Genomic DNA, 24,040 nt, shown 5'->3' on the forward strand with positions numbered 1-24,040 from the left:
ACAAGCGTTACGCCGGCTCGGCGATGACGCGGTTTTCGATGTGGCCGATGCCGTCGATTTCGACACGCATCACGTCGCCGATCTTGAGGAAGGAAGGCGGATCCATGGCGGCGCCCACGCCCGAGGGCGTGCCGGTGGCCAGGATGTCGCCGGGCTCCAGCGTCATGACGGTGGACAGATAGGCGATCTGGTCGTAGATGCTGTAGATCATCTCGCCGGTCCGTGCCTCCTGCCGTACCTCGCCGTTGACCCGCATGCGCAGCGTCAGCGCCAACGGATCGGGCACCTCGTCGTCGGTGACGATCCACGGTCCGATGGGGCCGGTGGTGTTGAACGATTTGCCCAGGGTCATGGTGGCCGAACGCCGCTGCCAATCGCGCACCGACACGTCGTTGCAGACGAGGTAGCCGGCGATGACGTCCCTGGCCCGCTCGGCGGGCACGTGGCGGCAGCGGGTGCCGATCACCACGCCCAGCTCGGCCTCGTAGTCGAGCTTGTCGGAGACCCGCGGCATGTGCACGGGGTCATAGGGGCCATTGACGCAACTGACTTGTTTGTTGAACCAGACCTGGCTGTCGGGCACGTCGACGCCGGCGCGCCTGGCCTCGATCACGTGCTTGCCGTAGTTCATGCCGATGGCGAGATACTTGCCGGGATCGGGCACGGGCGCCTCCAGCCTGACGTCGGCCAGCGGGTAGCCCGGCGCCTGTCCGGGGTCGATATCGCGCGCCCGCCGCAGCAGCGCGCGGCCGCCGGCAAGCAGGCCCCGCATGGTACCGGGCAGCGCCGGATCGGCGGCGGCCAGATCGACCACCCGCGTACCCTCGACCTTGCCGATGGAAGTCCTGCCGCGGTGGGAGAAAGTGACGAGTTTCATGGGTTCCTTGTGGATACGTGCGAAGAAGAGGGTCCGGCCAAGGCCTGCGCCAGCGCGTCGGGCGGCAGGTGGCCCCAGTCGCTGATGCGGTCGTATTCGCGCACGTCGCTCCAATCCTCGCCCACGGTGCGGCCGGTGGCGCCGATCTCGACGCGCCAGCCATCGGGCCCCAGGCTATAGAAGCTGACCATGCCGTCGTTGGCGTGCTGGCCGAGCGTATTGGCCAGTTGCGCGCCGGCGCGCAGGGCGCGGTCGTAGGCCAGCCCCACGCTGCGCACGTGCGCCACCTCGAAATTGATGTGATGCAGGCGCTGCGGGACCTCGGGCCGGGGCAGATAGGCAATGGCCAGCGAGTGATGGCGCGGGTTGCAATGAAAGAAAGAGACGTGCATCTCGATATCGCCCATGGGCAGCCGCAGCCAGTCCGACAGGACCAGGCCCAGTCCGTCGATGGCGAAGCGGCGGGCAGCGTCGTATTCGTCGACGCTGCCCACGGCGAAGACGAAGTGGCCGAACCCCTGCCCCGTCGTGACGAAGCCTTCCGGAAAGTGCGGACTGGCGAAAGGCGTGGCGGCATCCTCCAGCCCCGCCACCAGTTCCAGCGGGATGCCCCAAGGGGTCTCGACCACGGTCAGATCCCGCACGCGCCGGGCCGCGCGCTCGGCCGCCGTGCCGGTCCGCATGGGCCAGCCCTGGGCCGACAGCCGTCCCAGCACGCGGTCGTACACCTGCGCACCGGCCGCTTCGAAGCCCATGCAGGCGGCATCGTTGCGCGCGCCCTCGCGCACCCATACCCGCTGGGCCTTGCCGTCGACACGCCAGGTGGCGGCCCCGTCGGCGGCGGCCTCGCCGGGCATCAGGCCCACGACCTCGGTCAGATAGCTTCCCAGCGCGGCCGGCGCCGTGCTGTCCAGGCCGATATAGGCCGCTTCCAGTCCTGTCCTCACTCCGGCCTCCTATTGCTGCACGGGCTGGGCATTCACGTCGCGCAGCACTTTTTCCCAGCGCGTGCGTTCGTCCCGCCAGTAGCTGCCGAATTCGTCCACCGACATGGGCTTGGGATAGACACCCAGGGTGTCGAGCTTGTCGACCACGTCGCGCTCGGCCAGCACGGTGGCCAGGTCCCGGTTGATGCGCTCGATCGCCGGCTTGCCCGTGCCTTGCGGCGCGACGACCGCGAACCAGCCGTTGATGACCAGCGAAGGATAGGTCTCGGATGCCGCGGGCAGGTCGGGACGATTGGGCACGCGTCCGTCGGAGAACATCACGACGGGCTTGAGCCGGCCGCCCTTGATCATGGGCTCGATGGGCGGAACGCCGTCGATCAGCATCTGCGCATCGCCACCGACCACGGCCGATATGCTCTGGGAACTGCTGGCGAAAGGCACGGCGCGCAGGGGTACGCCGGCTGCGCGCGACAGCATGTCCGCCGCCAGGTTGGGCACCGAATACAAGAAGGTGGTCGACACCACGAACTTGTCCGGCTGGCGGCGGGCCAGGGCCAGCACGTCGGCCAGCGTGTTGGCGGGCGAAGAAGCGCTGACCGCCGCCATCATCGGGCTGATGCCCACCAGGGCCACCGGCTGGAAGTCGCGGACGATGTCGACCTGCGAACTCTTGTACATGTAGGGCGTGAGTGTCAGCACCGAGGCGGGGGTGAACACGAACATGTGATCATCGCGCTCGGCCGATTTCACCGCGGCCAGTCCGACCAGGCCCCCGGCGCCGGGCTTGTTCTCGACGATGACCGGCTGGCCCCAGATCCTGGACAGCTTGTCGCCAAGCAGCCGGGCCATGATGTCGGGCGCCGTCCCGGCCGCCCCGGGCAGGACCAGCCGCACCGGGCGGGTCGGCCACGCGGCCGCGGTCTGGGCGGCCCCGATCAGGCATGCCGCCACGATCAAATGCAATATGCGCGTCATCTGTGTATGTCTCCTGTTGGTCATTGCTCTTTTTGGCAGGTACAGCCAAAGTCCATTCCCAGCAAGCGCGAGGCATTGCCGAAATAAAGCTTTCCTGCGTCCGCTTCGTCCAGTTCCAGGTCCTCGACCGAACGAATTCCTTCGCGAATGAACATGGGGCCGCCTTCCGGATCGAAGGGGCAGTCGCTCGCGAAAACAACGTGATCCGCGCCAAAGAAGTCGAGGCCGCAGCGCAGCGCGGCGCTCGATCCGCCAAGCACGGTATCGCCGTAGAAGGATTTGAAATAAGTCATGGGGGGTTTTGACAGCGTCCGCAGGACATCCGCCACCTTGGGATCTTCGCTGCGGGAGCCCAATTGAGCCCAGAGCGTTTCCGCGCGGCCCGCAAAATACGGAAGCATTCCGCCGCAGTGATGCGTGATGACGCGCAATTCGGGCAGCCGCTCGAGAAGCCCGGAAAAAACCATGCGCGCCATGGCGATGCTGGTCTCCACGGGGTACCCCAGGACCTGCCAGATTTCGTACTTCGACGTCGCCTCGCCCGGGTAGTCGGGGGTTGAGGCGCTGCTCGTCGGATGCATCCAGACAGGCATGCGATGTCCACGCGCGATCCGCTCAAAGATCGGGAACACCTGCGGATCGTCAAGCGGAATACCGTTGGCGCTGCTGAGCACCTGTATGCCGCGCGCGCCCAGTTTCTCGATGGCGTAATCCATCTCGACAAGCGCCGCCGAAGGATTGTTCATGGGCAACGAAGCGACGAATGCGGGAAACTTGTCGGGCCATTTCCGGCAGATCTCCGCCATTCCTTCGTTGGCGATTCGCGCGAAGGCTGGCGAATCACCTGGATCCCCGATCATTTCCGGCGAAGGCACCGAAAGAGTGATGATCTGCCGTACTTCCGGCCAGCTGTCGAGCATCCGCGCCCGGGCCTCCATGTCCCAGAGCATGCGCAGGGAGCTCACACGCTTGACCGATCCCGGGCTTTTCGAATGCTTTTTCACTAGCTCGAGATAGGCGGGCGGCATGACATGGTTGTAGATGTCGATCTTCAATTGCGTCATCAACAGTCTCCATTTCTCATTTTTTTCGTACCTAATCTTGTTCGATCCCGGCGGCGCTGGCCAATGCCTTCCAACGCGCGAGCATGTTCCCGATGAGCCCCTGGAGCTCCTCGGGAGGGCCAGTGCGCACCCGCAGCCCTTGCCGCTCCAGTTCAGCCACGACATCCGGGCTGGTCATCACTTCGGCGAAGTCTCGATTGAGCCTGCTCACCAGATCCTTCGGGGTTCCGGCCGGCGCCAGGACGGCATACCAGCCGGAGGCTTCTCCCACCCCTGGATACCCCTGCTCCTTGAAGGTCGGCACCGCGGGGAATTGCTCGCTGCGGCTATCGCCCGTCACTGCCAGCACCTTGAGCTTCCCGGCCTGCGCCTGGGTGCGGATCGACGGAATGCCCGCGATCATGGCCTGGACCTGCCCGCCGACCAGGTCAGTGATCGCCCCGGCGATTCCCTTGTAGGGCACATGGACAATGGACAGGCCCCCGGCGTTCTTGAGGAGCTCCATCGACATGTGATGCGGTGTACCGTTGCCCGGTGTCCCGTAGTTGAGTTCTCCCGGGCGCTGTTTGACGTATGCGACGAAGGACCGCAGGTCGCTCACTGGAAGCGAAGGATGCACCACCAGCGCGGAATTGACTTCGGCCAGTTTTCCGATCGGCACGAAGTCGCGTATCGGGTCGTAGGGAAGGTTCTTGTACAGCGCAGGGGTAATGGTGAACGTGTTGATGGCCATCAACAGCGTATGCCCATCGGGCGCCGAACGGGCGACATGCTGCGTTCCGATATTGCCGCTTGCCCCGGGCCGGTTGTCGACGACGACCGGCTGGCCCCAACGCGCCGAGAGCTTGGGCGCGATGACGCGGGAAATGGTGTCGCTACCGCTGCCGGCAGTGAATGGAACGACCAGCGTCACGAGCTTGGCGGGAAAGGGCTTTTCCGGATCCGCGCCGTGCGCCACTCGGTAAACCGCGAAAAGGGCACCCAACAGCACAAGACTGGCGGCCATCCCGTTGCGTCGTCCTAGGTTCATGAATCCGTCTCCGGTTTTACTCGTTGGGAAACAAGCCGGCTCAACCTCAGGCATGGACCGCCGCGCGCCCCGCCGCGAGCTCCAGCGCCGCGGCGCCTTCCCGCGGATCGCCGCCTCGCCACGCGACGTACTGGTCCGGCCGGATCAGCGCCAGGTCGGCGCCATACAGCTCGCGCAAGCCTTCGATCGGGGGCGCGATAACCGTCAGCGGAATGCCCGTGCCGGCCGCCTGCGCGGCCAGTTCCCGGGCCGCGTCCCGCGCGGCTGGACGGGTCGCGAGCAGCGTCAATCCGCGAAAGGCGAACTGGTCGAACAACGAGGCCCCCTGCCCGCGGCCCGGCGCGAGCCAGGCATGCGGCGCGCGGCAACCCGGGCGCGCGGTCTGCACATAGCGCGTCGAATCCCAGGGCTCGTCCGCGCCCTCCGGCTCGTGCGCCAGCACCGGAGACCGCTCGTAGCGGCTGCCCAGCACCACGCCCAGCGAATCGAACTCCTGGCGCTTGGACACGAGGATGGCCCGCTCGGCTTCCCGCCGCACGGCGTCCCCCGCCGGCCCGTCGTCCTCCAGGCCCGCGCGCCACAAGCTGCCGGAGCTGTGCGACAGGTTGTGCACGGCCTCGTCCACCACCCGGCGATGCACCTGGCGGCGCTCCGCCTCGTAGCTGTCCAGCAGCGCCTGGCCGCCCCAGCCGTCCAGCGCCGCCGCCAGCTTCCAGCCCAGGTCCACGGCGTCGCCGATGCCCATGTTCATGCCGTGGCCGCCGAAAGGCGGGTGCAGGTGGCAGGCGTCGCCAGCCAGGAACACCCTGCCGTCGCGGTAGCGCGTGGCGATCAGGCGATGCGCGGTCCATTCGTCGCGATGGCGGATGTCGATCGGGATGTCCAGGCCCAGCGCGGCGCGCATCAGGCCTTCGATGGCCGGCTCTGCGCCGTCGCGGCGGGCGTAGCCGAAGGTCCACATGTCGTTGCCGTCCAGCGGCGCGACGACCGCCGGCGCCTCCGGATTGACCAGCCAGTACATGACGGCCGGCCCCAGCCCATGCATGTCGGCCAGGCCCGGCGCATGGAAGATGATGTTGCGGTGATGCGAGAGCGGCGACAGGCCCTCCATCCGGATGTCCAGCCGGGCGCGCACGGTGCTGCGGGCGCCGTCCGCGCCGGCCATGTAGGCGGCCCGCACGCGCAGCGGTCCATCGGGCCCCGCCAGCACCGCTTCGATGCCCCGGTCCGACTGCGAGAAATCCTCCAGCCGTGTCGAGAAACGCAGTTGCACGCCCGGCAGGCTCTCGGCATGGTCGCGCAGCACCTCTTCCACCTTGTACTGGGGCACCCACTGCGCGTGCTCGGGAAAGCGGTCGTCGCGCTCCGGCGAGCAATAGAACGCATTGGTGAACCGCGCCAGTTCCCGGCCCGCCAGCCGTGTCGCGAACACGACGTTGGACGGATAGTCGACGCCGAAGGGCGCGACCCGCGCCAGCTTGCCGGCCACGCCCCAGCGCCGCATCAGTTCGCGCGAACGCACGTTGGTCGTCTTGGCGCGGGGCGCGAGTCCCACCCGGTCGTGCTGCTCCACCACCAGGCAGCGCCGGCCCTGCATGCCCAGTTCGATGGCCAGCGCGAGCCCCACGGGACCCGCTCCGACCACCAGCACATCGGTTTCCAGCAGCGTCTCGCCCACCATCCCGTCTCCTTGCCTGTTTTCTTGAATTGACAGCAGCTTAGGCATTCGGCGAAGCTCTGGAAAGATCATTACCTTGATATATGTTATGAATAATCCAGATAACCAAGACCCCCAGATCGCGGACCTGCGGGCCGTGCTGGCGCTGATCGAAGACGGTACCGTCACCCGCGCCGCCCGGCGGCTCGGCCTGACCCAGTCGGCGCTGAGCTACCATCTCGACCGCATGCGAAAACGCTTTGCCGACCCGCTGTTCGTGCGCGTGGGCAACCGGATGGCGCCCACGCCCTTCGCCCAGGGGCTGGCCGAACCGGCCGCGCGGGTGCTGCGCATCGTGGAAACCGAAATCGCGGGGCTGGCCCGCTTCGATCCCGCCCTGACGGACCGGGAATTCCGCATCGGCGTCAACGAGATCGGCGCCATCGTGCTGGTGCCCAAACTGATGAAGCGCCTGGCCGAGGTCGCCCCGCACGCCCGCCTCGCGCCCACGCAGGTGTCGGCCGATACCATGGCCGCGGCGCTGGAATCGGGGGAACTGGACATCGTCGCCGGGCACGTCCCGCGCCCGCACGACGCCCTGCTGCGTCAGCATCTCTACCGCCGCGCCTACGTCTGCGTGGCCCGCCGGGACCATCCGCGCATCGGCGACACCATGACCCTGCGCGAATTCGGCCGCACGCCCCAGGTGCAATCCTCGTCCGTGCCCATCACCTTCGCGTGGATCAACGATCAACTGCGCAAGCATGGCGGGCACAGCCTGGTGCGCCTCACCACCGAACACGTGGCGGCGATCCCCTTCATCGTGGCCGCGAGCGACCTGATCGCCATCATTCCCGACGAGGTCTACCACCTGTTCCGGCCCATCGCGTCCATCAAGAAGGTCCGCCTGCCGCTCCGGATCCCGGCCATCGACGTACACCAGTACTGGCACTCGCGCGTGGCCGGGGATCCCGCGAACCGGTTCTTCCGCTCGCTGGTCTATGCGGTGGGCTGCGAACGCCAGCCCGCCTCGCCCGGCGACCTCTCGTATACTTGACGCACCTCCCGGATCTCCGCAATCGCCGGGGCGCAGCGCCGCCTCCGCCCCCTGGACACGCCATGACCGCTTCCGAACGCGCCCTCACGTACTTCCCGGCTCCGCGCTCCCAGCGCTACTGCTCCCAATGCGGCAACCTGCTGGCCCGCCGCATTCCCGACGACGACAACCGCGAACGCGATCTCTGCGACCACTGCGGCGCGATCCACTACCAGAATCCCCGCATGGTGCTGGGGACCATTCCCGTGTGGGAAAAGCAGGTGCTGCTGTGCCGCCGGGCGATCGAGCCGCGCCACGGCTACTGGACCCTGCCCGCCGGCTTCATGGAGCTGGGCGAGACCACGTCCCAGGGCGCGGCCCGCGAGACCCAGGAAGAAGCCGGCGCCCGCATCGAAATGGGGCCGCTGTTCGCCGTGCTGGACATACCCCACGTGGACCAGGTCCACATCTTCTATCTGGCCCGCCTGACCGACCCCGAGTTCGAACCGGGCCCCGAAAGCCTGGAAGCGCGGCTGTTCGACGAGGACGAGATCCCGTGGGACGATCTGGCCTTCCGCTCGGTCTCGACCGCGCTGAAGCTGTTCTTCTCCGACCGCGCGCGCGGCGTCTTCCAGATCCACAGCGACACCTTGCTGCGCGGCCCCGAGCCGGTTCCCGCGGTCTCCCCGCCCGCCCCTTGAGCCCGCCGCGCCCGCGCATGCCGGCCCTGCTGGAGCCGGACACCCCTTTCCCGCCGCTCGACCATGCGCTGGAGGATCCCCCGGGCCTGCTGGCCGTGGGCGCCGACCTGTCCATCGAACGGCTGCGCGCCGCCTACGCGCATGGGGTCTTTCCGTGGTACCTGCCGGGCGAACCCATCCTGTGGTGGAGTCCGGACCCACGCATGGTGCTGTTCACCGACCGCTTCTCGCCGTCGCGCTCGCTGCGCAAGAAACTGCGGCAGGTCGAACGCGATCCCGCCGTCGAGATCAGGGTGGATACGGCCTTCGACGATGTCATGCGCGCCTGCGCGGCGCCTCGCAGCGACGAGCACCCCGCCACCTGGATCACGCCGCCCATGCAGCGGGCCTACCGGTCGTGGCACCGGCACGGCCAGGTCCACTCGGTAGAGACCTGGATCGACGGCGAACTGGCCGGCGGACTGTACGGCGTCGGCCTGGGCCGGATGTTCTATGGGGAATCCATGTTCACCCGGGTCGCCGACGGATCCAAGATCGCGCTGGCCTACCTGGTGCGCTTCCTGCGCCGCCACGGCGTGACGATGATCGACTGCCAACAGGACACGCGCCACCTGGCCTCGCTGGGGGGCGCCACGATTGCCCGCGCGGAATTCGAGCGCCTGATTGTAAAATCCACCCGGATGCCCGAGCTTCCGTGGCGATCGGGCAGGCTGCGCCACGACGGCGAGATCGTCGACCTGGACGCACCCCACGCTGCGGCCGATACCGGCTGAACCGCGCATGACGCACCTTCGAGAACTTCCCTTCGCCGCGCTGCAGTTCTATGCGACCGCCCCCTACCCGTGCAGCTACCTGGGGGATAGGCTGGCGCGTTCGCAGGTGGCCACGCCCAGCCACCTGATCAACGCCGACGTCTATTCCGAACTGGTGCGCATGGGCTTTCGCCGCAGCGGCGTATTCACTTACCGGCCGCATTGCGATGGCTGCCGCGCCTGTGTGCCGGTGCGGGTGCCGGTGGACCGCTTCCTGCCCAACCGCACCCAGGCCCGCACCTGGAAGCGCCATGCCGACCTGCAGGTCTTCGTGGCCGAGCTGGCTTATTCCGCCGAACACTACGCGCTCTACCAGCGCTATCAATCGACCCGCCACCGCGGCGGCGGCATGGACCAGGACAGCCGCGAGCAATATGCCCAATTCCTGCTCCAGAGCCGCGTCAATACCCGCCTGGTCGAGTTCCGCGACCGCCAGGGCTGCCTGCGCATGGTGTCCATCATGGACGTGCTGTCCGACGGCCTGTCGTCGGTCTACACCTTCTTCGATCCCGACCTGAAGGGCAGCCTGGGCACCTGGAACATTCTCTGGCAGCTGGAGCAATGCCGGCTGCTGGAACTGCCCCATCTCTACCTGGGGTACTGGATAGAACAAAGCCCGAAGATGACCTACAAGGTGAACTTCCGGCCGCTGGAAATGCTGGTCAACGGCGAATGGCGCGAATACACCGACCCGCCCGCCACCCAGCCCGCCGCGCCGGCCGTCATCGACACCAGCCGCCTGCATGCCTCCACCCGCCCCGGCCATCCCGACGATGCGCCGCCCTCCACCTCCTGATCCCCACCCGCCTGATGTCCGCGTTTTTTCAAGCCTATCCGCTGCTGCGTCCAGCCCTGTTCGCCCTGGAACCCGAAACCGCCCATGCCCTGACCCTGTCCACGCTGCAACGCGTACACGACCTGGGATGGACACGCCCCGCCCGCGTCCCGGACCGCCCCGTGACCCTCATGGGCCTGACGCTGCCCAATGCGGTGGGACTGGCCGCCGGACTCGACAAGAACGGCGCGCACATCGACGCGCTGGGCAGCCTGGGTTTCGGCTTCATGGAAATCGGCACGGTCACGCCCCGGCCGCAGCCAGGCAATCCGCTCCCCCGGCTGTTCCGCCTGCCCCGCGCCCAAGCGCTGATCAACCGCATGGGTTTCAACAACGACGGGCTGGACGTGTTCCTGGCCAATGTCCAGCGCAGCGGCTATCGCGCCCGTGGCGGCATCCTGGGGCTGAACATCGGCAAAAACGCCGATACGCCCATCGACAAGGCAGCCGACGACTATATGGCCGGACTGGCGGCGGTCTATCCGCACGCCGACTACGTCACCATCAACATTTCGTCGCCCAACACCCAGAACCTGCGCAGCCTGCAGGGCGCCGACGAGTTGTCCGGCCTGCTGCGCCAGCTCGACCAGGCGCGCGATGCCCTGGCGGCCGAACACGGACGCCGCGTGCCGCTGGCGGTCAAGATCGCCCCGGACCTGGACGAAAGCCAGGTCGATGCCATCGCCGACCTGCTGCCGCGCCACCGCATAGACGGCGTCATCGCCACCAACACCACGCTGTCGCGCGACGCCGTCCAGGGCCTGCCCCATGCGGGTGAGGCGGGCGGCCTGTCCGGCGCGCCGGTGCGGGAAATGTCGCTGCGGGTTGTCGAACGCCTGCGGCGCCAGGCCGGCGACGCGCTCGCCATCATCGGCGTGGGCGGCATCCTGGAAGGCCGCCATGCGGCCGAGAAGATCGCGGCGGGCGCGGACGCGGTCCAGCTCTATACCGGGCTCATCTATCGCGGCCCCGCGCTGGTCGGTGACTGCCTGTCGGCCGTCTCCCGGGCCCGGCGCTAGCGCCAGGCATCCCCGTCCGCCGGATAACTATGACAATGGGGAATGCTGCATTGCGGAAATTCATTGCATTGGCGTTATACTGATCCTATAAGAAATGGCCTGCTGCAACGCAGAAAGGCCACCCATCTGCGGTGTAATAAAGCTTATAGCATTTCACCATATGGGATAAACTAGCTTCATCGCGTAGAGACTCACCACGACAATGCCCAGAGTCACGACCCCCGACGCGGCCATGATCGCCCCGTCCGCCGCCCCCGTGCCGCAGATCGCCATCCAGGTGCTCGAGCGCACCATGCACCTGCTCGACGCCCTCGCGCAGCATCCCGATCCCGTCAGCCTGAAAGAACTGGCCCAGGCCACGCGCTTGCACCCCTCCACCGCCCACCGCATCCTGAATGATCTCGTCGCCGGCCGCTACGTCGACCGCGTCGACAGCGGCATGTACAGCCTGGGCATGCGGTTGCTGGAGCTGGGCCATCTGGTCAAGGGCCGCCTCAACGTCCGCGACGCCGCCATCACGCCCATGCGCATGCTGCATCGCCTGACCGGCCAGACCGTCAACCTCTCGGTGCGTCAGGGCGACGAGATCGTCTACATCGATCGCGCCTACAGCGAACGTTCGGGCATGCAGGTGGTGCGCGCCATCGGCGGACGCGCGCCGCTGCACCTGACCTCCACCGGCAAGCTCTTCCTGTCGGCCGACGATGCCCGCCTGATCCGCGCCTACGCGCTGCGCACCGGCCTGCAGGGCCATACCGCAAACAGCCTGACCGATCTGGCCAAGCTCGAACGCGAGCTGGAGCAGGTGCGCGCGAAAGGCTATGCCCGCGACAACGAGGAGCTGGAAATGGGAGTGCGCTGCATCGCGGCGGGCGTCCATGACGACACGGGCAAGCTGATCGCCGGCCTGTCTATCTCGGCACCGGCGGACCGGATGCAGGACGGCTGGATAGACGCGCTGGTGGATACCGCGGGCCAGATCTCCGACGCGCTGGGCTACGAGCCGTCGCACGCCATGTCGGCGGCGTGACGAATCCGGCGCGCAAGCAGGCTACAACGCGCCGATCTCGCGCTGGACCCACTGGCGGATGCGCTGGGCATCGGCCGTACGCGTGAGCGAGCCGACCGAATCCAGCAGCACGATGGCCATGTCGCGGCCACCTATGTTGGCCAGCATCACCAGGCAGCGTCCGGCTTCATTGATGAAGCCGGTCTTGGACACGATGATGTTCCAGTCGGAACGCGCCACCAGCCGATTCGTGTTGCGAAAGGTCTGCTGCCTGCCGGCAACGTCGACCGCATACTCGGTATCCGTCGTGTACTGGCGGATCAGCGGGCGCTGGGAACCTTCACGCATCAGGCGTACGAGATCGCGGGCGCTGGAGACATTCTCGCTCGACAGGCCGGTAGGCTCGACGTAGTGCGTATCCTGCATGCCCAAGGCCACCGCCTTTGCGTTCATGGCCTGCACGAACGCCGGCAGGCCGCCGGGATAGTTGCGGCCCAGCGCATTGGCGGCGCGGTTTTCGGACGACATCAGCGCCAGGTGCAGCATATCGGCGCGCGACAGGCGCGTACCCACCGACAGCCGTGAATGCGTGAACTTGTGCGTGTCGATGTCGTCGGTCGTGACCTCGATCATCTCGTCCAGCGGCTGGCCGGCGTCGACCACCACCAGCGCGGTCATCAACTTGGTGATGGAGGCGATGGGCGCCACGGCGCCTTCGTTCTTGGCGAACAGGACATCGGAGGAATTCAGGTCCTGCACGAAAGCCACGCTGGACCGCAGCGACAGATTGCCATCGGCATCCTCGAGCGCCGCGGAGGGAGCGTAGGAAGCGTGCCGGATGCCGGCGGCGGCGACCGCCTTCCTCGGGGCCGCCGGCTTGGCGGCGCGTTTCTTGGTGGGGGCGGCCTTGGCCTTGCCGGCGGTGGCTTTCTTCGCCGGCTTGGCCTTGGCGGCCTTCGCGCTCTTGGAGGTCGTGGTGGCCGCGTAGGCGACAGGCGTGGCCGCGGGCAGGACGAGCCCGGCGGTCAGCGCGCATAGCAATGAAACCGACAATATGCTCTTTCTGATGCGCGCCATGCTTCCTCCAGTAACAACTTGGCCCAGGCGCCGCAGCATATCAGATTTCTTGACGGAAATCTCCATTAAATGAACGACTTAGCGCGCATATTTTAAGTCGTTATTTAAATGCCACTGCAAAAATTACAAAAAAGGCAAAAAATGGGGCGGCGCCCCTTTCGGACGACCGCCCCTGGAGCCGTGAACGTCGGCCTCAGTCGGCGTAGACGCCAGCCTTCTTGATGACCGCACCCCATTTGGCGGTTTCGGCCTTCACCAGCGTGTCGAGGGCCGCCGGCGTGGCCTTGTCGTTCAGCACGATGGCACCCAGTTCGTTCATGCGCTGCTTGAACGCGGGATCATCCAGGCCGGCTTTCAGCGAGGCTTCGAGCTTGGCGACGATTTCGGGCGAGGTTCCCTTGGGCGCCCACAGGCCGTGCCAGATGCCCACCGAGAAGTCCTTCAGCCCGGACTCGTCCAGCGTGGGCAGGTCAGGCAGGCTGGGCACGCGGGTCTTGCTCGTGACCGCGTAGGCCTTGACCTTGTTGGCCTTGATCTGTCCGGTGGTATTGGTGGTCTGGTCGCACATGAAGTCCACCTGCTTGCCCAGCAGGTCGTTCATGGCCGGCGCGGTCCCCTTGTAGGGGATGGTCTGGAACTCGGAGCCTATCGTGCTCATGAACATCAGCCCGCACAGGTGCGACGCCGAACCGATGCCGGCATTGGCCATCGACAGCTTGCCGGCATTGGCCTTCACATAGGTCAGGAATTCCTTGATGTTGGCCGCCGGGAAGTTCTCCCGCGCGATCATCGTCATCGGCACGTCCACGGTCAGCCCGATGGGCTGGAAGTCGTGGGCCTGGTCGTAGCTCAGCTTGCGGTAGAGGGCAGGCGCGGTCGAAAAGCCGATGTGCATGAGCAGCACGGTATAGCCGTCGTTCGCCGCCTTCGCCACGCGGGCGGTGCCGATGGTGCCGCCCGCACCGCCGACGTTCTCGACCACCACGGTCTGCCCCAGCGACTTGCGCATGGACTCGGCCAGCGAGCGCGCCACCACGTCGGTGGGGCCGCCGGCGGCAAACGGAACGATCATGGTGACCGGGCGAGTGGGATAGCCCTGCGCCATCGCCTGCGTAGGCGCGAGGACGGCCGCGCTGGCCAGGGCCGTGGCCCCGATTGCCGCGGACACAGCTTTCTTGTGGATAGCCATTCTTGTATCTCCTGCCTCGTTAAATAGTTGCGCCGCGAGCTGACAACTCCCCCGGCGGTGAGAAGAGTGTAAGGGATGGAAACCGCGAAACCGTGACGGTTTCGCCTATCGTTTCCCCTGAGCCCAGGCCACCGCGAACGCCGAGAGCGCCATGCCCCCCACCATGGTCGCGGTCAGCGGCTCGCCGAAGGCCGCCCAGGCCATCAGCGCCGTCACCGCCGGGGTCAGGTACATCAGGCTCGCCACGCGCGTGGCGGCGCCGCGCCGTATCAGCAGGAACAGCAGGCAGATCGCGCCGATCGACAGGGCGAAGACCGACCACGCCCAGGCGCCCGCCAAGGCCCAGGTCCATTGCACCACCATGGTCTCGAACAGCCATGCCGCCGGCAGCACCACGGCCAGCGAGGCGCCGAACTGCAGCAGCAGCCCGGCCCGCAGGTCCACCCCGGGGCAGAAGCGCCGCTGGTAGACCGTGCCCGCGGTGATCGACAGCAGCGCCGCCACGGCGAAGGCCAGGGCCTGCCAGGTCAGGCCCTGCGTACCGATGCGGTTGCCCACCACCAGCGCCACGCCGACGAACCCCAGGACCAACCCCGCCCATTGCCGCCCGGAGGGAGGTTCGCCCATCCACCGCCCTGCCACGGCCGTCAGCAGCGGCTGCAACCCCACCACCAGCGCCGCCAGCCCCGCGGCCATGCCCAGGTGGATGGCGATCCAGACGCCCGCCAGGTATCCGGCCTGCAACAGCACGCCGGCCACCGCCATATGGAGACGCTGCCGCCAGCCCGGCCAGACGATACCGGCGGCGGCGGCGAACGGCGCCAGGACCACCAGCACGCCGGCAAAGCGCATCGAAAGAAAGGTCAAGGGCTCGGCATAGGGCAGGCCATAGCGGGCGACGACGAAACCGGTGCTCCAGATCAGCACGAAGAAAGGAGAAATCAGGCGGGATGGCGACAAAGAGCCCACGACGGCGGCCTTTCGGATCGGGTCAGGCGGAAAGTGTAGCCGCCGGGCCATTTTCCGCACCATGCGAAGGCGCGTGGCTCGCCCCACCCATGGCGCATCGCACCAAATAGATGTGGCGCGCTGCAACACGCCCCCAGTCCGGACGGCAATCGGCGCTTTGCCTCCCCCGGTTTCGGCCGCTGCGCGCCGCTGGCACGAAAACATGACTTCAATCAGTCACTTATTCGTTTCCCCAACATCGTGCATTTTTTTCCAAAGGCATCTTGACTTTCCCCCGTCCATCCTTAAAATACGTTTTGTGCATCGCAACAAATACGCTTACCGCGACACGATGCGTGCACCAGGATCGGGCTTTTTGGGGCGTACTCCCCTGGTTTCCCGGTCGCCTCATGTAGACAGCCCTCAAGGAGCCCCCTATGTTTGCCACCCCCGAACGCGCCCTGGCCACCCAAAAAGCCGCCTTCGACGCCCTGCTCGCCGCGCAGAACACCGCCTTCGCCGGCTTCGAGAAGCTGGTCGACCTGCACCTGAAGGTGACCAAAGCCACGTTCGAAGAAGCCTCGCTGAAGGCCCAGGAAGCCTTCTCCCTGAAGGACGGCCAGGAAGCCCTGGCGTTCGTCTCCGCGCTGGCCCAGCCGAACGCCGAAAAGGCGCTGGCCTACAGCAAGCACGTGTATGACATCGTCTCCGGCGTGCAGAACGAATTCGCCCGCCTGGGAGAAGCGCAGGTCGCCGAACAACAGCGCCAGCTGTCGGACGTCGTCGAACAACTGGCCAAGAACGCCCCGGCCGGCTCGGAAAGCGCCCTGGCCCTGCTGAAGTCCTCGCTGGCCACCGCCACCTCGGCCTACGATTCGGTGAACAAGGCCGCCAAGCAGGCTGCCGAGCTGGCCGAATCCAACCTGACCGCCGCCGCCAACGCGACGTTCAAGGCCGCCGCCGAAACCGGCAAGACCACGCGCGCTCGCAAGACCGCGGCCTGATAGGTCCGTCCCCCTCGCCCGGCATGGCAAGGCCCCGGAGCCGCTACGCGGCAGCCCTCAAAGAGGGCCGGGGCCCGGCGCCGGACCTCGTGGGGAAGCGGCGCTGACGGACCGGCAAAACCGGATCCTGGGTGCCCTGGGGTAAAAAAAGCGGAGAACGATACGTTCTCCGCTTTTTGTTTTCGTCTCCCTTCCCGCGGGTCAGGTCGCGGCGCCAAAGACGCCGCCCAGGCGGCGGGCCTCGTCCCGCAGCATCGCCAGGGCCTGCGCCGCGCTGTCGGGATCGCCCTTGACGCCCAGTTCGATGTGGCGCCGCTTGCCCTCGCCCATGCTGGGCAGGCTGAACACCTTCACGCCCGGCCAGCGCCGCTCGATGGCTTCCATCACGGGCGCGATGCTGGACTCGGCCAGTTCGAACACCATGAACGAGTGTTCCACATGCGGCACGGCGTGATGCAGCCCCGCATAGCGGTGGTCCAGCGTCCATTCGATCATCGGCCACGCCATCACCGGGAAACCCGGTACGAAGGTGTGGTCGCGGATGAAGAATCCCGGAATCTTGTTGTACGGATTGGGCACGATCTCGCTGCCTTCCGGAAACTCGCCCATCTGCAGGCGCCGGATGTTGTCCGGCGCCGTCATGTCGGCGGTGCCCGATCCCTGGGCGGCGGTTTCCGCGCAGCGCTGCGTGATCAGCTCGCGGGCCTCGTCATGCAGCGCCAGCGGCAGGTCCAGCGCGGCCGCGGCCGCCTGGCGCGTGTGGTCGTCGGGCGTCGCGCCGATGCCCCCGCACGAGAACACCACGTCGCCGCTGGCGAAGCTGCGCCGCAGGGCGGCGACCAGGGCGTCGCGGTCGTCGCCCAGGAACTCCGCCCACGACAGGCGCAGGCCGCGCGCGCCCAGCAGCTCCACGATCTTGGAGAAATGCTTGTCCTGGCGACGGCCCGACAGGATTTCGTCGCCGATGATGATGAGGCCGATGCGGCGCTGGGGAACAGGGGTATCGTTCATGACGTGGTTTCGCTGCGCAGACGGCGCAGCGCCTCGAGTGCGAAGTGCGAGAACAAGAGCGCGGAAAAAACCGGCAGGAGGAACCAGGCCGGCGGCAGCAGATTGAGCAGCGAGCAGATCAGCCCCAGCCCCCAGAAGCCGCGATTGTGCCGCGCCATCAGGATGCGCCGTTCTTCCGGCGAGGCGTGCTCGATCATGGCATCGAGCCGCAGCATGCGGGTGAACGCGAAGGCCCACCACGCGATCGGCAACAGGATCGCCAGTGGCGGCAGCAGCCACAGCGGCATGGTGAACAGCCACCCCAGCACGAACAGCGTGGTCACCCACACCGCGTTCCAGACGCTCGCCACCGTGGCATTGCGGCCGCGCCGCTGCAGGCCCGGGTAATCGTTCTCTTCCAGGTTGCGCAGCACCAGCGGCATGATCAGCACTGCCGCCACGACCAGCCCCAGGATGCCCGAGAGCGGCAGCAGGATCAGCGTCGCCACGACGGGAATCAGCCACAGCTTCAGCGACGCGATGCCGATCGCGACCAGCATGCCGTCGATCTGCCCCATGAGCGGCAGCGAGAACAGCGTTCCCTGCAGCCATTCGGTCAGCGGCGTCCAGAACAGCCAGATCAACACCACCGCGCCCACCAGCGCGACCACGAACGGCAGCAGCAGCGCAAGCAGCATGGGCCCGCGGAACTGCGAAACCACCGCGCGCCCAAAGGCCAGACCCACGCCTTGCAGGCCGGCGCTGACGTCACCGCGTTCGACAGGAGAGTAAGTCATCGGAGCTCCGGAAATTCAGCCACGGTTGCAAGTATGACGCATGGCACAGGCATAATGGCTGCCAGATCCCTACTTCCTCGCATCATGGCCGTCTATCTTCCCGACACCGGCGCCAGCGACCTCTCGCGGCGCCTCGACGATCCGCAGACCATACTGGTCGCATGCCTGTGCGCGGCGTGGTGCGGCACCTGCCGAGAATACCTGCCCAAATTCGAAGAACTGTCCGGCCGATTCAAAGACCACGTCTTCCTGTGGCTGGACGTCGAGGAACACACCGACCTCCTCGACGACCAGGACATCGAGGACTTCCCCACCCTCCTGGTCCAGAACGGCACCCAGACGCTGTTCTACGGCCCCATGCTGCCGCACATCGGCCACCTGGAGCGCCTGCTCGACAGCCTCCAGTCCGACAGCCCCCCGCCCAACCTGCCGGGGGCGCCGGAGTTGCGGCGCAGCCTGACCTGACCCCTTCGCCCGGCACACCCCGGACACGGCCGTCTCAAGGATCTTACCGGCTCAACGCCTCCCAACTTTTCTGCAACCGCTTCACCGAAACCGGCATGGGCGTGCGCAACTCCTGCGCGAACAACGCCACCCGCAGCTCCTCCAGCATCCACCGGAACTCGTCCAGCCTCCCGTCCGCGACTCCCTTGCGCGCCGCCCGAGCCCGCTGATACGGCACCAGCAACTGATTCAGATCCGCCAGCAACCTCGCATCACGCGCCGGATCCGCGCGCAGCTTGTCGATCCGCGCCTGGACCGCCTTGAAGTAGCGCGGGAAATGCGATAACTGCGAGAACGGCGTCTCGCGCACGAACCACTTCCCCATCAGCCCGCGCATCTGCTGCTCCATATCGGCATGGGCCGCCGCATGCGGCTTGGCCTGCGGCAGCTTGCGCTGCGCGGCGGCCCATTCCGTCAGCACGGCCGACACCAGGCGCGCGATCTCCTGCGCCAGCAGCCCCACCCTGCCCTTGCCCTCGGTACGCCGCTGCGCGAACGACTCCGCGTCGGCCGGCCAGGGATCGGCCAGGCAAGCCTGCCCCAGCGCCGCATCCACGATCTGGTCGCGCAAGTCCTCCTGGGATCCCAACGGCATGTAGAGCATGCTCATCTGCGTCATCCCGGTCAGATTCTTCTCCAGGAACTTGACCTGCTCCTTCAGTTGCAGACGGAACAGCCGCAACAGCCCCGCGCGGTGATGGCGCGCGGCCTCGTCGGGATCGTCGAACACGTCCAGATCGCAGTGCGTGACACGATCCACCAGCGCCGGATAGCCGATCACCGACAGGCCGCCGCGCTTGATCTCCATCAGCTCCGGCAAGGGCCCGAAGGTCCAGTCCGTCAGGTTCTCGTGCGCCAGCGCCTGCGCGACTTCCTTGTCGCGCGCGGCCACCTGCTGGAACGTGGCCTGCGCCTCGCGCCCCAGTTCTGCCTTCAGATGGGACAGATTGCGGCTCATGTCCAGCATGCGGCCGTGCTCGTCCACCACGCGGAAATTCATGGACAGGTGGGCCGGCAGCGTTTCCTGCTTGAAGTCGGACGGCGCCAGTTGCACGGTGGTCTGCCCACGCACGTCGGCGATCAGCGCGTCGACCAGTCCACGATCCGGCTTGTGCGCCTGCTCGAACCAGCGATCGTAGAAACCCGCCGCGTACTCGGGCAACGGCACGCAATGCCGCCGCAGCTTCTGGGGCAGCGACTTCAGCAGCAGATGGACCTTCTCCTTCAGCATGCCCGGCACCAGCCACTCGCAGCGCGCCGGATCGAGCTGGTTCAGCGCGAACAGCGGCACCGACAGCGTCACGCCGTCGCGCGGGGACCCCGGCTCGAAGTGATAGTCGAGCGCCATGTCGATGCCATGCAGCGACAGCTTCTTGGGAAACACCTCGGTCGTGACGCCCGCGGCCTCGTGCCGCATCAGTTCGTCGCGCGACAGGAACAGCAGCTTGTCGCCGCCGGGCTTGCGCGCCTCGTCCTGATACCACTTCTCCAGCGTCACGACGCGGTTCACGTCCTCCGGCACCTGCCGTTCGTAGAACGCGAAGATCAGGTCCTCGTCGACCAGGATGTCCGGACGGCGCGACTTGTGTTCGAGCTTCTCGATCTCGGCGACCAGTTTGCTATTGTGGGCGATGAAGGGCAGCCGGCTGTCGAGTTCGCCCGTCACCAGCGCCTCGCGGATGAACAGCTCGCGCGCCTGGCGGGCATCGATGCGTCCGTAGTCGACCCGCCGGCCGGCATAGACGGTCAACCCGTACAGGGTCGCCCGCTCGTTGGCGACCACCCTCCCTTCCTTCTTTTCCCATCGGGGATCGGACCAGTTCTTGCGCAACAGGTGGCCGCCCACGCGCTCCACCCACGTCGGATCGATGCGCGCGATGCAGCGCGCGAACAGGCGCGAGGTCTCGACCAGCTCGGCCGCCACGACCCACCGCCCCGCCTTCTTCGCCAGCCGGGAACCCGGATGGATGAAAAAGCGTATGCCGCGCGCGCCCAGGTACTGCGCTTCCTCGTCGGACTTGTAGCCGATGTTGCCCAGCAATCCGGACAGCAGCGCGAGATGGATCTGTTCCAGCGTGGCTTCGGTCTGGTTCAGGCGCCAGCCATGCTCGCCCACCACCGCGGCCAGTTGCGAATGCACGTCCCGCCATTCGCGCATGCGCACCGGCGACAGGAAGTTCTGGCGCAGGTTCTCCACCAGCTTGCGCTGCGACTGCTTGTGCTCGACCGCTTCGTTGAACCACTTCCACAGTTTCAGGAAGGCCATGAACTCCGACCGCTCGTCGGCGAACTTGGCATGGGCCTGGTCGGCCGCCTCCTGCGCGTCCATGGGCCGGTCGCGCGGGTCCTGCACCGACAGCGCGGCCGCGATGATCAGCACCTCGCTCAGGCAGGCCTGGTCGCGTGCCGCCAGGATCATGCGGCCGATGCGCGGATCCACCGGCAGCCGCGCCAGTTCCCGCCCCACCGACGTGAGGGCGTTGTCCTCGTCGATGGCCCCCAGCTCCTGCAGGAGGTGGTAGCCGTCGGCGACGGCCCGCCCCGGCGGTGCCTCGACGAACGGGAATTGCTCGATGTCGTCCAGCTTCAGGAACTTCATGCGCAGGATGACGCTGGCCAGCGAGGAACGCAGGATCTCCGGATCGGTGAAGGGCTGGCGCGCCGCGTAGTCGGTGTCCTCGTACAGGCGAATGCACACGCCGGGGCCGATACGGCCGCAGCGGCCGGCGCGCTGGTTGGCGGAAGCCTGGCTGACCGGCTCGATGCGCAGTTGTTCGACCTTGTTGCGCCAGGAGTAGCGCTTCATCCTGACCAGGCCGGTATCGACCACGAAGCGTATGCCGGGCACCGTCAACGAGGTTTCGGCCACGTTGGTGGCCAGTACCACGCGGCGGCCGCTGCCCTTGGGGTGGAACACGCGCTCCTGCTCGGCCTGCGACAGCCGCGCGAACAGCGGCAGCACCTCGGTGCCGGGCGGATGGTGCTTGCGCAGGGCCTCGGCGGCCTCGCGGATCTCGCGCTCGCCGGGCAGGAAGACCAGCACGTCGCCCGCGCCATGGCGGGCGCACTCGTCCACGGCGTCGACGATGGCGTCGATCAGGTCGCGTTCTTCGTCGCGGGACAGGTTTTCCTTGTCGCGCGTCCGCTCGGGCTTCCTGGCGGGCTGCTCGTCGGCGTCGCTGGCCTGCATGCCGCGGGTATCCACCGGCCGGTAGCGCACTTCGACCGGGTAGAGACGTCCCGAGACGTTGATGACGGGCACCTCGGGCTGGCCAGGCAGGCTGAAATGCCGGGCGAAACGCTCCGCGTCGATGGTTGCCGACGTAATGATCAGTTTCAAATCGGGCCGCCGGGCCAGCAACTGGCGCAGGTAGCCCAACAGGAAATCGATGTTCAGGCTGCGCTCGTGCGCCTCGTCGATGATGAGCGTGTCGTATGCGCGCAACCACGGATCGCGCTGCGACTCGGCCAGCAGGATGCCGTCGGTCATGAGCTTGACCGAGGCCCCCGGGGCCGTGCGGTCGTTGAAGCGGACCTGGTAGCCCACCACTTCGCCCAGCGGCGTGCCGATTTCCTCGGCGATCCGGCGCGCCACCGAGGTCGCCGCCAGGCGCCGCGGCTGGGTGTGGCCGATCATGCCGGCCACGCCGCGGCCGGCGTCCAGGCAGATCTTGGGCAACTGGGTGGTTTTGCCCGACCCGGTCTCGCCGCTTACGATGATGACCTGGTGCGCCGCCAGGGCGCGCGCGATCTCGCCGCGCCGGCCGCTGACGGGCAGGTCTTCGGGGTAGGTAATGGGCGGAACCGGGTTGCGCCGTCGTGCCAAAGGCACATTCTTGCGGGATTGTGCGACCATGAGAAGAACTTGGAGTAACCCATCATTATAATTTTGGGATGAACGCAGCCGCACAACCTCCCGATCCCGATCCTGCCCCCTCCGATCTGCACGCCCGGTTCGTGCAGTGGTTCCGCGAGGTGGCGCCCTATGTACACGCCTTCCGCGGCAAGATTTTCGTGGTGGCTTTCGGCGGCGAACTCGTCCAGGCCGGCTCCCTGAACGTCCTGATCCAGGACCTGTCGCTGCTCAGCGCCCTGGGCATACGCCTGGTGCTGGTCCACGGCTCACGCCCCCAGGTCAACGAGCAGCTCCGGCTCAAGGGTATCCCCTTCCAGTTCGGCCGCGGCCTGCAGATGACCGACGCGGCCGCCCTGGAGTGCGCCAAGGAGGCAGCCGGCGAAATCCGCCTGGACATCGAGGCGGCATTCAGCCAGGGCCTGCCCAACACCCCCATGTCCCACTCCCACATCCGGGTCATTTCGGGTAATTTCATCACCGCCCGCCCCGTCGGCGTCATCGACGGCGTCGACTACCGCCACACCGGCCAGGTGCGCAAGGTGGACGCCGAGGCCCTGAACATGGCGCTGGGCCAGGGATCCATCACGCTGCTGTCGCCGCTGGGCTTCTCGCCCACCGGCGAGGCCTTCAACCTTTCCATGGAAGACGTCGGCACCGCCGTGGCGGTCGCCCTGCGCGCCGAAAAACTGATCTTCCTGACCGACGCGCCCGTCATCCAGGACAAGGAAGGCAACGTCGATACCGAGCTGGCACGCGAGGATGCCGACGCCCTGATCTCCCAGGGCGACCTGGACGCGGGCACGGCCGTGGTGCTCAAACACGCCTCGCGGGCGGTCAAGCTGGGCGTGGCGCGCGCCCACCTCGTACCCTACGAGCTGGACGGCGGCGTGCTGCTGGAGGTCTTCACCCACGACGGCGTGGGCACCATGGTCGTGGAAGACACGCTGGACGACCTGCGCCCCGCCACCATCGACGACGTCGGCGCCATCCTGCACCTGATCGAGCCGGTGGAGGTGGATGGCACGCTGGTGCGCCGCGGCCGCGGCAGCATCGAACGCGACGTCGAGAAATTCTCGGTCAGCGAGCACGACGGCGTCATCTACGGCTGTGCGGCACTCTACACCTACCCCGATGAAAAGATGGCCGAGATGGCCGCCCTGACCGTCAATCCCCAATGGCAGGGCGCGGGCGAAGGCGACAAGCTCCTGCGCCACATCGAAAGCCGCGCCCGGGCGGCGGGCATCACGCGGCTGTTCGTGCTGACCACCCGCACCGCGCACTGGTTCATCAAGCGCGGCTTCGCCCAGGGCAGCGTGGCGGACCTGCCCAAGGACAAGCAGGCGCACTACGACCGCAGCCGCAACAGCCAGGTGTTCATCAAGCGGCTGTAAGCCGACCGCGCCAGCCGCCAGGCCGTCCGCATATGGCCGAGGGATCCGTTTCGGCCAATTTTCGACGGGTGGCGGCCATTTTCTGGGCAAGGCGCCCGCCATGCGCGCACGCGCGGCTATATTGCCGCCGCATACGCCGCTAAAGGAGCAGCCCATGAAGACCAAAGCCGCGATCGCCTGGAAGGCAGGCGCGCCCCTGACCATCGAAGAAGTGGACCTGGAAGGTCCGCGCGCCGGCGAGGTCTTGATCGAAATCAAGGCCACCGGCATCTGCCATACCGACTATTACACCTTGTCGGGCGCCGATCCCGAGGGCCTGTTC

General features: G+C 67.0%; 21 protein-coding genes and 1 pseudogene. 10 read left to right on the plus strand and 12 right to left on the minus strand.

Annotated features, from left to right (window positions below):
• Positions 1 to 7: 7 nt before the first annotated feature.
• The 6 genes from AC1Q6E_RS20995 to AC1Q6E_RS21020 are packed head-to-tail and all read right to left on the minus strand — an operon-like array spanning position 8 to position 6,574.
• The gene (locus AC1Q6E_RS20995) at positions 8 to 877 is read right to left on the minus strand and encodes a fumarylacetoacetate hydrolase family protein (protein WP_152795848.1); all 870 of its coding nucleotides are present in this window, start codon (positions 875 to 877) and stop codon (positions 8 to 10) included.
• Positions 874 to 1,824: a VOC family protein gene (locus tag AC1Q6E_RS21000; protein WP_152795850.1), complete on the minus strand. Its 951-nt coding sequence runs from the start codon at positions 1,822 to 1,824 to the stop codon at positions 874 to 876. Before AC1Q6E_RS21000 ends, AC1Q6E_RS20995 begins: the two co-directional genes overlap by 4 nt.
• 9 nt (positions 1,825 to 1,833) lie before the next feature.
• Positions 1,834 to 2,799, minus strand: coding sequence for a Bug family tripartite tricarboxylate transporter substrate binding protein (locus tag AC1Q6E_RS21005; protein WP_296559046.1), 966 nt, complete (start codon positions 2,797 to 2,799; stop codon positions 1,834 to 1,836).
• A 20-nt stretch (positions 2,800 to 2,819) separates the two neighbouring features.
• Positions 2,820 to 3,863: an amidohydrolase family protein gene (locus AC1Q6E_RS21010; protein WP_152795854.1), complete on the minus strand. Its 1,044-nt coding sequence runs from the start codon at positions 3,861 to 3,863 to the stop codon at positions 2,820 to 2,822.
• 31 nt (positions 3,864 to 3,894) lie between these two features.
• Positions 3,895 to 4,893 carry a Bug family tripartite tricarboxylate transporter substrate binding protein gene (locus tag AC1Q6E_RS21015; protein ID WP_492573459.1) on the minus strand — a complete coding sequence of 333 codons (999 nt, stop codon included), beginning with the start codon at positions 4,891 to 4,893 and terminating at the stop codon, positions 3,895 to 3,897.
• 46 nt (positions 4,894 to 4,939) lie between these two features.
• Positions 4,940 to 6,574, minus strand: coding sequence for an FAD-dependent monooxygenase (locus tag AC1Q6E_RS21020; RefSeq protein WP_492573460.1), 1,635 nt, complete (start codon positions 6,572 to 6,574; stop codon positions 4,940 to 4,942).
• 85 nt (positions 6,575 to 6,659) lie between these two features.
• On the opposite strand from AC1Q6E_RS21020, the gene AC1Q6E_RS21025 reads away from it, so the two are divergent.
• The 6 genes from AC1Q6E_RS21025 (at position 6,660) to AC1Q6E_RS21050 (ending at position 11,983) form a co-directional block, all read left to right on the plus strand.
• Positions 6,660 to 7,607 carry a LysR family transcriptional regulator gene (locus AC1Q6E_RS21025; RefSeq protein WP_152795860.1) on the plus strand — a complete coding sequence of 316 codons (948 nt, stop codon included), beginning with the start codon at positions 6,660 to 6,662 and terminating at the stop codon, positions 7,605 to 7,607.
• Between the two features lie 62 nt (positions 7,608 to 7,669).
• Positions 7,670 to 8,287 (plus strand): NUDIX hydrolase, encoded by a 618-nt coding sequence (locus AC1Q6E_RS21030; protein ID WP_296559052.1) that lies wholly within the window; start codon positions 7,670 to 7,672, stop codon positions 8,285 to 8,287.
• Between the two features lie 17 nt (positions 8,288 to 8,304).
• Positions 8,305 to 9,060 carry a leucyl/phenylalanyl-tRNA--protein transferase gene (gene aat, locus AC1Q6E_RS21035; protein WP_152794394.1) on the plus strand — a complete coding sequence of 252 codons (756 nt, stop codon included), beginning with the start codon at positions 8,305 to 8,307 and terminating at the stop codon, positions 9,058 to 9,060.
• Between the two features lie 7 nt (positions 9,061 to 9,067).
• Positions 9,068 to 9,895 carry an arginyltransferase gene (locus AC1Q6E_RS21040; protein WP_296559055.1) on the plus strand — a complete coding sequence of 276 codons (828 nt, stop codon included), beginning with the start codon at positions 9,068 to 9,070 and terminating at the stop codon, positions 9,893 to 9,895.
• 14 nt (positions 9,896 to 9,909) lie between these two features.
• Entirely contained in the window at positions 9,910 to 10,953 is a 1,044-nt protein-coding gene (locus AC1Q6E_RS21045; protein ID WP_296559057.1) for a quinone-dependent dihydroorotate dehydrogenase, read from the plus strand.
• Between the two features lie 202 nt (positions 10,954 to 11,155).
• Positions 11,156 to 11,983 carry an IclR family transcriptional regulator gene (locus AC1Q6E_RS21050; protein ID WP_152796175.1) on the plus strand — a complete coding sequence of 276 codons (828 nt, stop codon included), beginning with the start codon at positions 11,156 to 11,158 and terminating at the stop codon, positions 11,981 to 11,983.
• Positions 11,984 to 12,004: 21 nt separating this feature from the next.
• On the opposite strand, the gene pbpG is transcribed toward AC1Q6E_RS21050, so the two are convergent.
• From pbpG to AC1Q6E_RS21065, 3 genes are all read right to left on the minus strand, one after another.
• A complete protein-coding gene (pbpG, locus tag AC1Q6E_RS21055) occupies positions 12,005 to 13,039 on the minus strand; it encodes a D-alanyl-D-alanine endopeptidase (protein WP_152796173.1) in 1,035 nt (344 codons plus the stop codon).
• Between the two features lie 193 nt (positions 13,040 to 13,232).
• Positions 13,233 to 14,228, minus strand: a complete 996-nt coding sequence (locus AC1Q6E_RS21060) for a tripartite tricarboxylate transporter substrate binding protein BugD (RefSeq protein WP_152796171.1) — start codon at positions 14,226 to 14,228, stop codon at positions 13,233 to 13,235.
• A gap of 105 nt (positions 14,229 to 14,333) precedes the next feature.
• Positions 14,334 to 15,197 (minus strand): DMT family transporter, encoded by an 864-nt coding sequence (locus AC1Q6E_RS21065; protein ID WP_492573462.1) that lies wholly within the window; start codon positions 15,195 to 15,197, stop codon positions 14,334 to 14,336.
• A gap of 416 nt (positions 15,198 to 15,613) precedes the next feature.
• Between AC1Q6E_RS21065 and AC1Q6E_RS21070 the strand changes: the two genes are divergently transcribed.
• The gene (locus tag AC1Q6E_RS21070; RefSeq protein ID WP_152796167.1) at positions 15,614 to 16,180 is read left to right on the plus strand and encodes a phasin family protein; all 567 of its coding nucleotides are present in this window, start codon (positions 15,614 to 15,616) and stop codon (positions 16,178 to 16,180) included.
• A 201-nt stretch (positions 16,181 to 16,381) separates the two neighbouring features.
• Here AC1Q6E_RS21070 and AC1Q6E_RS21075 read toward each other — a convergent pair whose 3' ends face one another.
• Together AC1Q6E_RS21075 and AC1Q6E_RS21080 are read right to left on the minus strand one after the other, a co-directional pair.
• Positions 16,382 to 17,191 (minus strand): competence/damage-inducible protein A, encoded by an 810-nt coding sequence (locus tag AC1Q6E_RS21075; protein WP_152796165.1) that lies wholly within the window; start codon positions 17,189 to 17,191, stop codon positions 16,382 to 16,384.
• Positions 17,188 to 17,967 (minus strand): EI24 domain-containing protein, encoded by a 780-nt coding sequence (locus AC1Q6E_RS21080; RefSeq protein ID WP_152796163.1) that lies wholly within the window; start codon positions 17,965 to 17,967, stop codon positions 17,188 to 17,190. Before AC1Q6E_RS21080 ends, AC1Q6E_RS21075 begins: the two co-directional genes overlap by 4 nt.
• An 84-nt stretch (positions 17,968 to 18,051) precedes the next feature.
• Between AC1Q6E_RS21080 and AC1Q6E_RS21085 the strand changes: the two genes are divergently transcribed.
• A complete protein-coding gene (locus AC1Q6E_RS21085) occupies positions 18,052 to 18,432 on the plus strand; it encodes a thioredoxin family protein (RefSeq protein ID WP_152797753.1) in 381 nt (126 codons plus the stop codon).
• A 43-nt stretch (positions 18,433 to 18,475) separates the two neighbouring features.
• On the opposite strand, the gene hrpA is transcribed toward AC1Q6E_RS21085, so the two are convergent.
• Positions 18,476 to 22,381, minus strand: coding sequence for an ATP-dependent RNA helicase HrpA (gene hrpA / locus AC1Q6E_RS21090; RefSeq protein WP_492573463.1), 3,906 nt, complete (start codon positions 22,379 to 22,381; stop codon positions 18,476 to 18,478).
• Between hrpA and argA the strand changes: the two genes are divergently transcribed.
• Together argA and AC1Q6E_RS21100 are read left to right on the plus strand one after the other, a co-directional pair.
• On the plus strand, positions 22,366 to 23,718 hold the full coding sequence (argA, locus tag AC1Q6E_RS21095; protein ID WP_152796161.1) for an amino-acid N-acetyltransferase: 1,353 nt from the start codon (positions 22,366 to 22,368) through the stop codon (positions 23,716 to 23,718). The two genes, hrpA and argA, sit on opposite strands and share 16 nt — an antisense overlap.
• A gap of 154 nt (positions 23,719 to 23,872) precedes the next feature.
• Positions 23,873 to 24,040, plus strand: a pseudogene (locus AC1Q6E_RS21100) (S-(hydroxymethyl)glutathione dehydrogenase); the annotation flags it as partial.

Source organism: Pigmentiphaga sp. MLSB6-MA01 (genome assembly GCF_058793475.1).

Coding starts and splice junctions, on each gene's coding strand:
- AC1Q6E_RS21060 (WP_152796171.1), bottom strand. CDS start 14,228: ATGGCTATCCACAAGAAAGCTGTGTCCGCGGCAATCGGGGCCACGGCC.
- AC1Q6E_RS21015 (WP_492573459.1), bottom strand. CDS start 4,893: ATGAACCTAGGACGACGCAACGGGATGGCCGCCAGTCTTGTGCTGTTG.
- AC1Q6E_RS21030 (WP_296559052.1), top strand. CDS start 7,670: ATGACCGCTTCCGAACGCGCCCTCACGTACTTCCCGGCTCCGCGCTCC.
- aat (WP_152794394.1), top strand. CDS start 8,305: ATGCCGGCCCTGCTGGAGCCGGACACCCCTTTCCCGCCGCTCGACCAT.
- AC1Q6E_RS21045 (WP_296559057.1), top strand. CDS start 9,910: ATGTCCGCGTTTTTTCAAGCCTATCCGCTGCTGCGTCCAGCCCTGTTC.
- AC1Q6E_RS21010 (WP_152795854.1), bottom strand. CDS start 3,863: ATGACGCAATTGAAGATCGACATCTACAACCATGTCATGCCGCCCGCC.
- AC1Q6E_RS21085 (WP_152797753.1), top strand. CDS start 18,052: ATGGCCGTCTATCTTCCCGACACCGGCGCCAGCGACCTCTCGCGGCGC.
- AC1Q6E_RS21070 (WP_152796167.1), top strand. CDS start 15,614: ATGTTTGCCACCCCCGAACGCGCCCTGGCCACCCAAAAAGCCGCCTTC.
- AC1Q6E_RS21025 (WP_152795860.1), top strand. CDS start 6,660: ATGAATAATCCAGATAACCAAGACCCCCAGATCGCGGACCTGCGGGCC.
- AC1Q6E_RS21005 (WP_296559046.1), bottom strand. CDS start 2,799: ATGACGCGCATATTGCATTTGATCGTGGCGGCATGCCTGATCGGGGCC.
- AC1Q6E_RS21040 (WP_296559055.1), top strand. CDS start 9,068: ATGACGCACCTTCGAGAACTTCCCTTCGCCGCGCTGCAGTTCTATGCG.
- argA (WP_152796161.1), top strand. CDS start 22,366: ATGAACGCAGCCGCACAACCTCCCGATCCCGATCCTGCCCCCTCCGAT.
- AC1Q6E_RS21020 (WP_492573460.1), bottom strand. CDS start 6,574: ATGGTGGGCGAGACGCTGCTGGAAACCGATGTGCTGGTGGTCGGAGCG.
- AC1Q6E_RS20995 (WP_152795848.1), bottom strand. CDS start 877: ATGAAACTCGTCACTTTCTCCCACCGCGGCAGGACTTCCATCGGCAAG.
- AC1Q6E_RS21075 (WP_152796165.1), bottom strand. CDS start 17,191: ATGAACGATACCCCTGTTCCCCAGCGCCGCATCGGCCTCATCATCATC.
- AC1Q6E_RS21050 (WP_152796175.1), top strand. CDS start 11,156: ATGCCCAGAGTCACGACCCCCGACGCGGCCATGATCGCCCCGTCCGCC.
- AC1Q6E_RS21080 (WP_152796163.1), bottom strand. CDS start 17,967: ATGACTTACTCTCCTGTCGAACGCGGTGACGTCAGCGCCGGCCTGCAA.
- pbpG (WP_152796173.1), bottom strand. CDS start 13,039: ATGGCGCGCATCAGAAAGAGCATATTGTCGGTTTCATTGCTATGCGCG.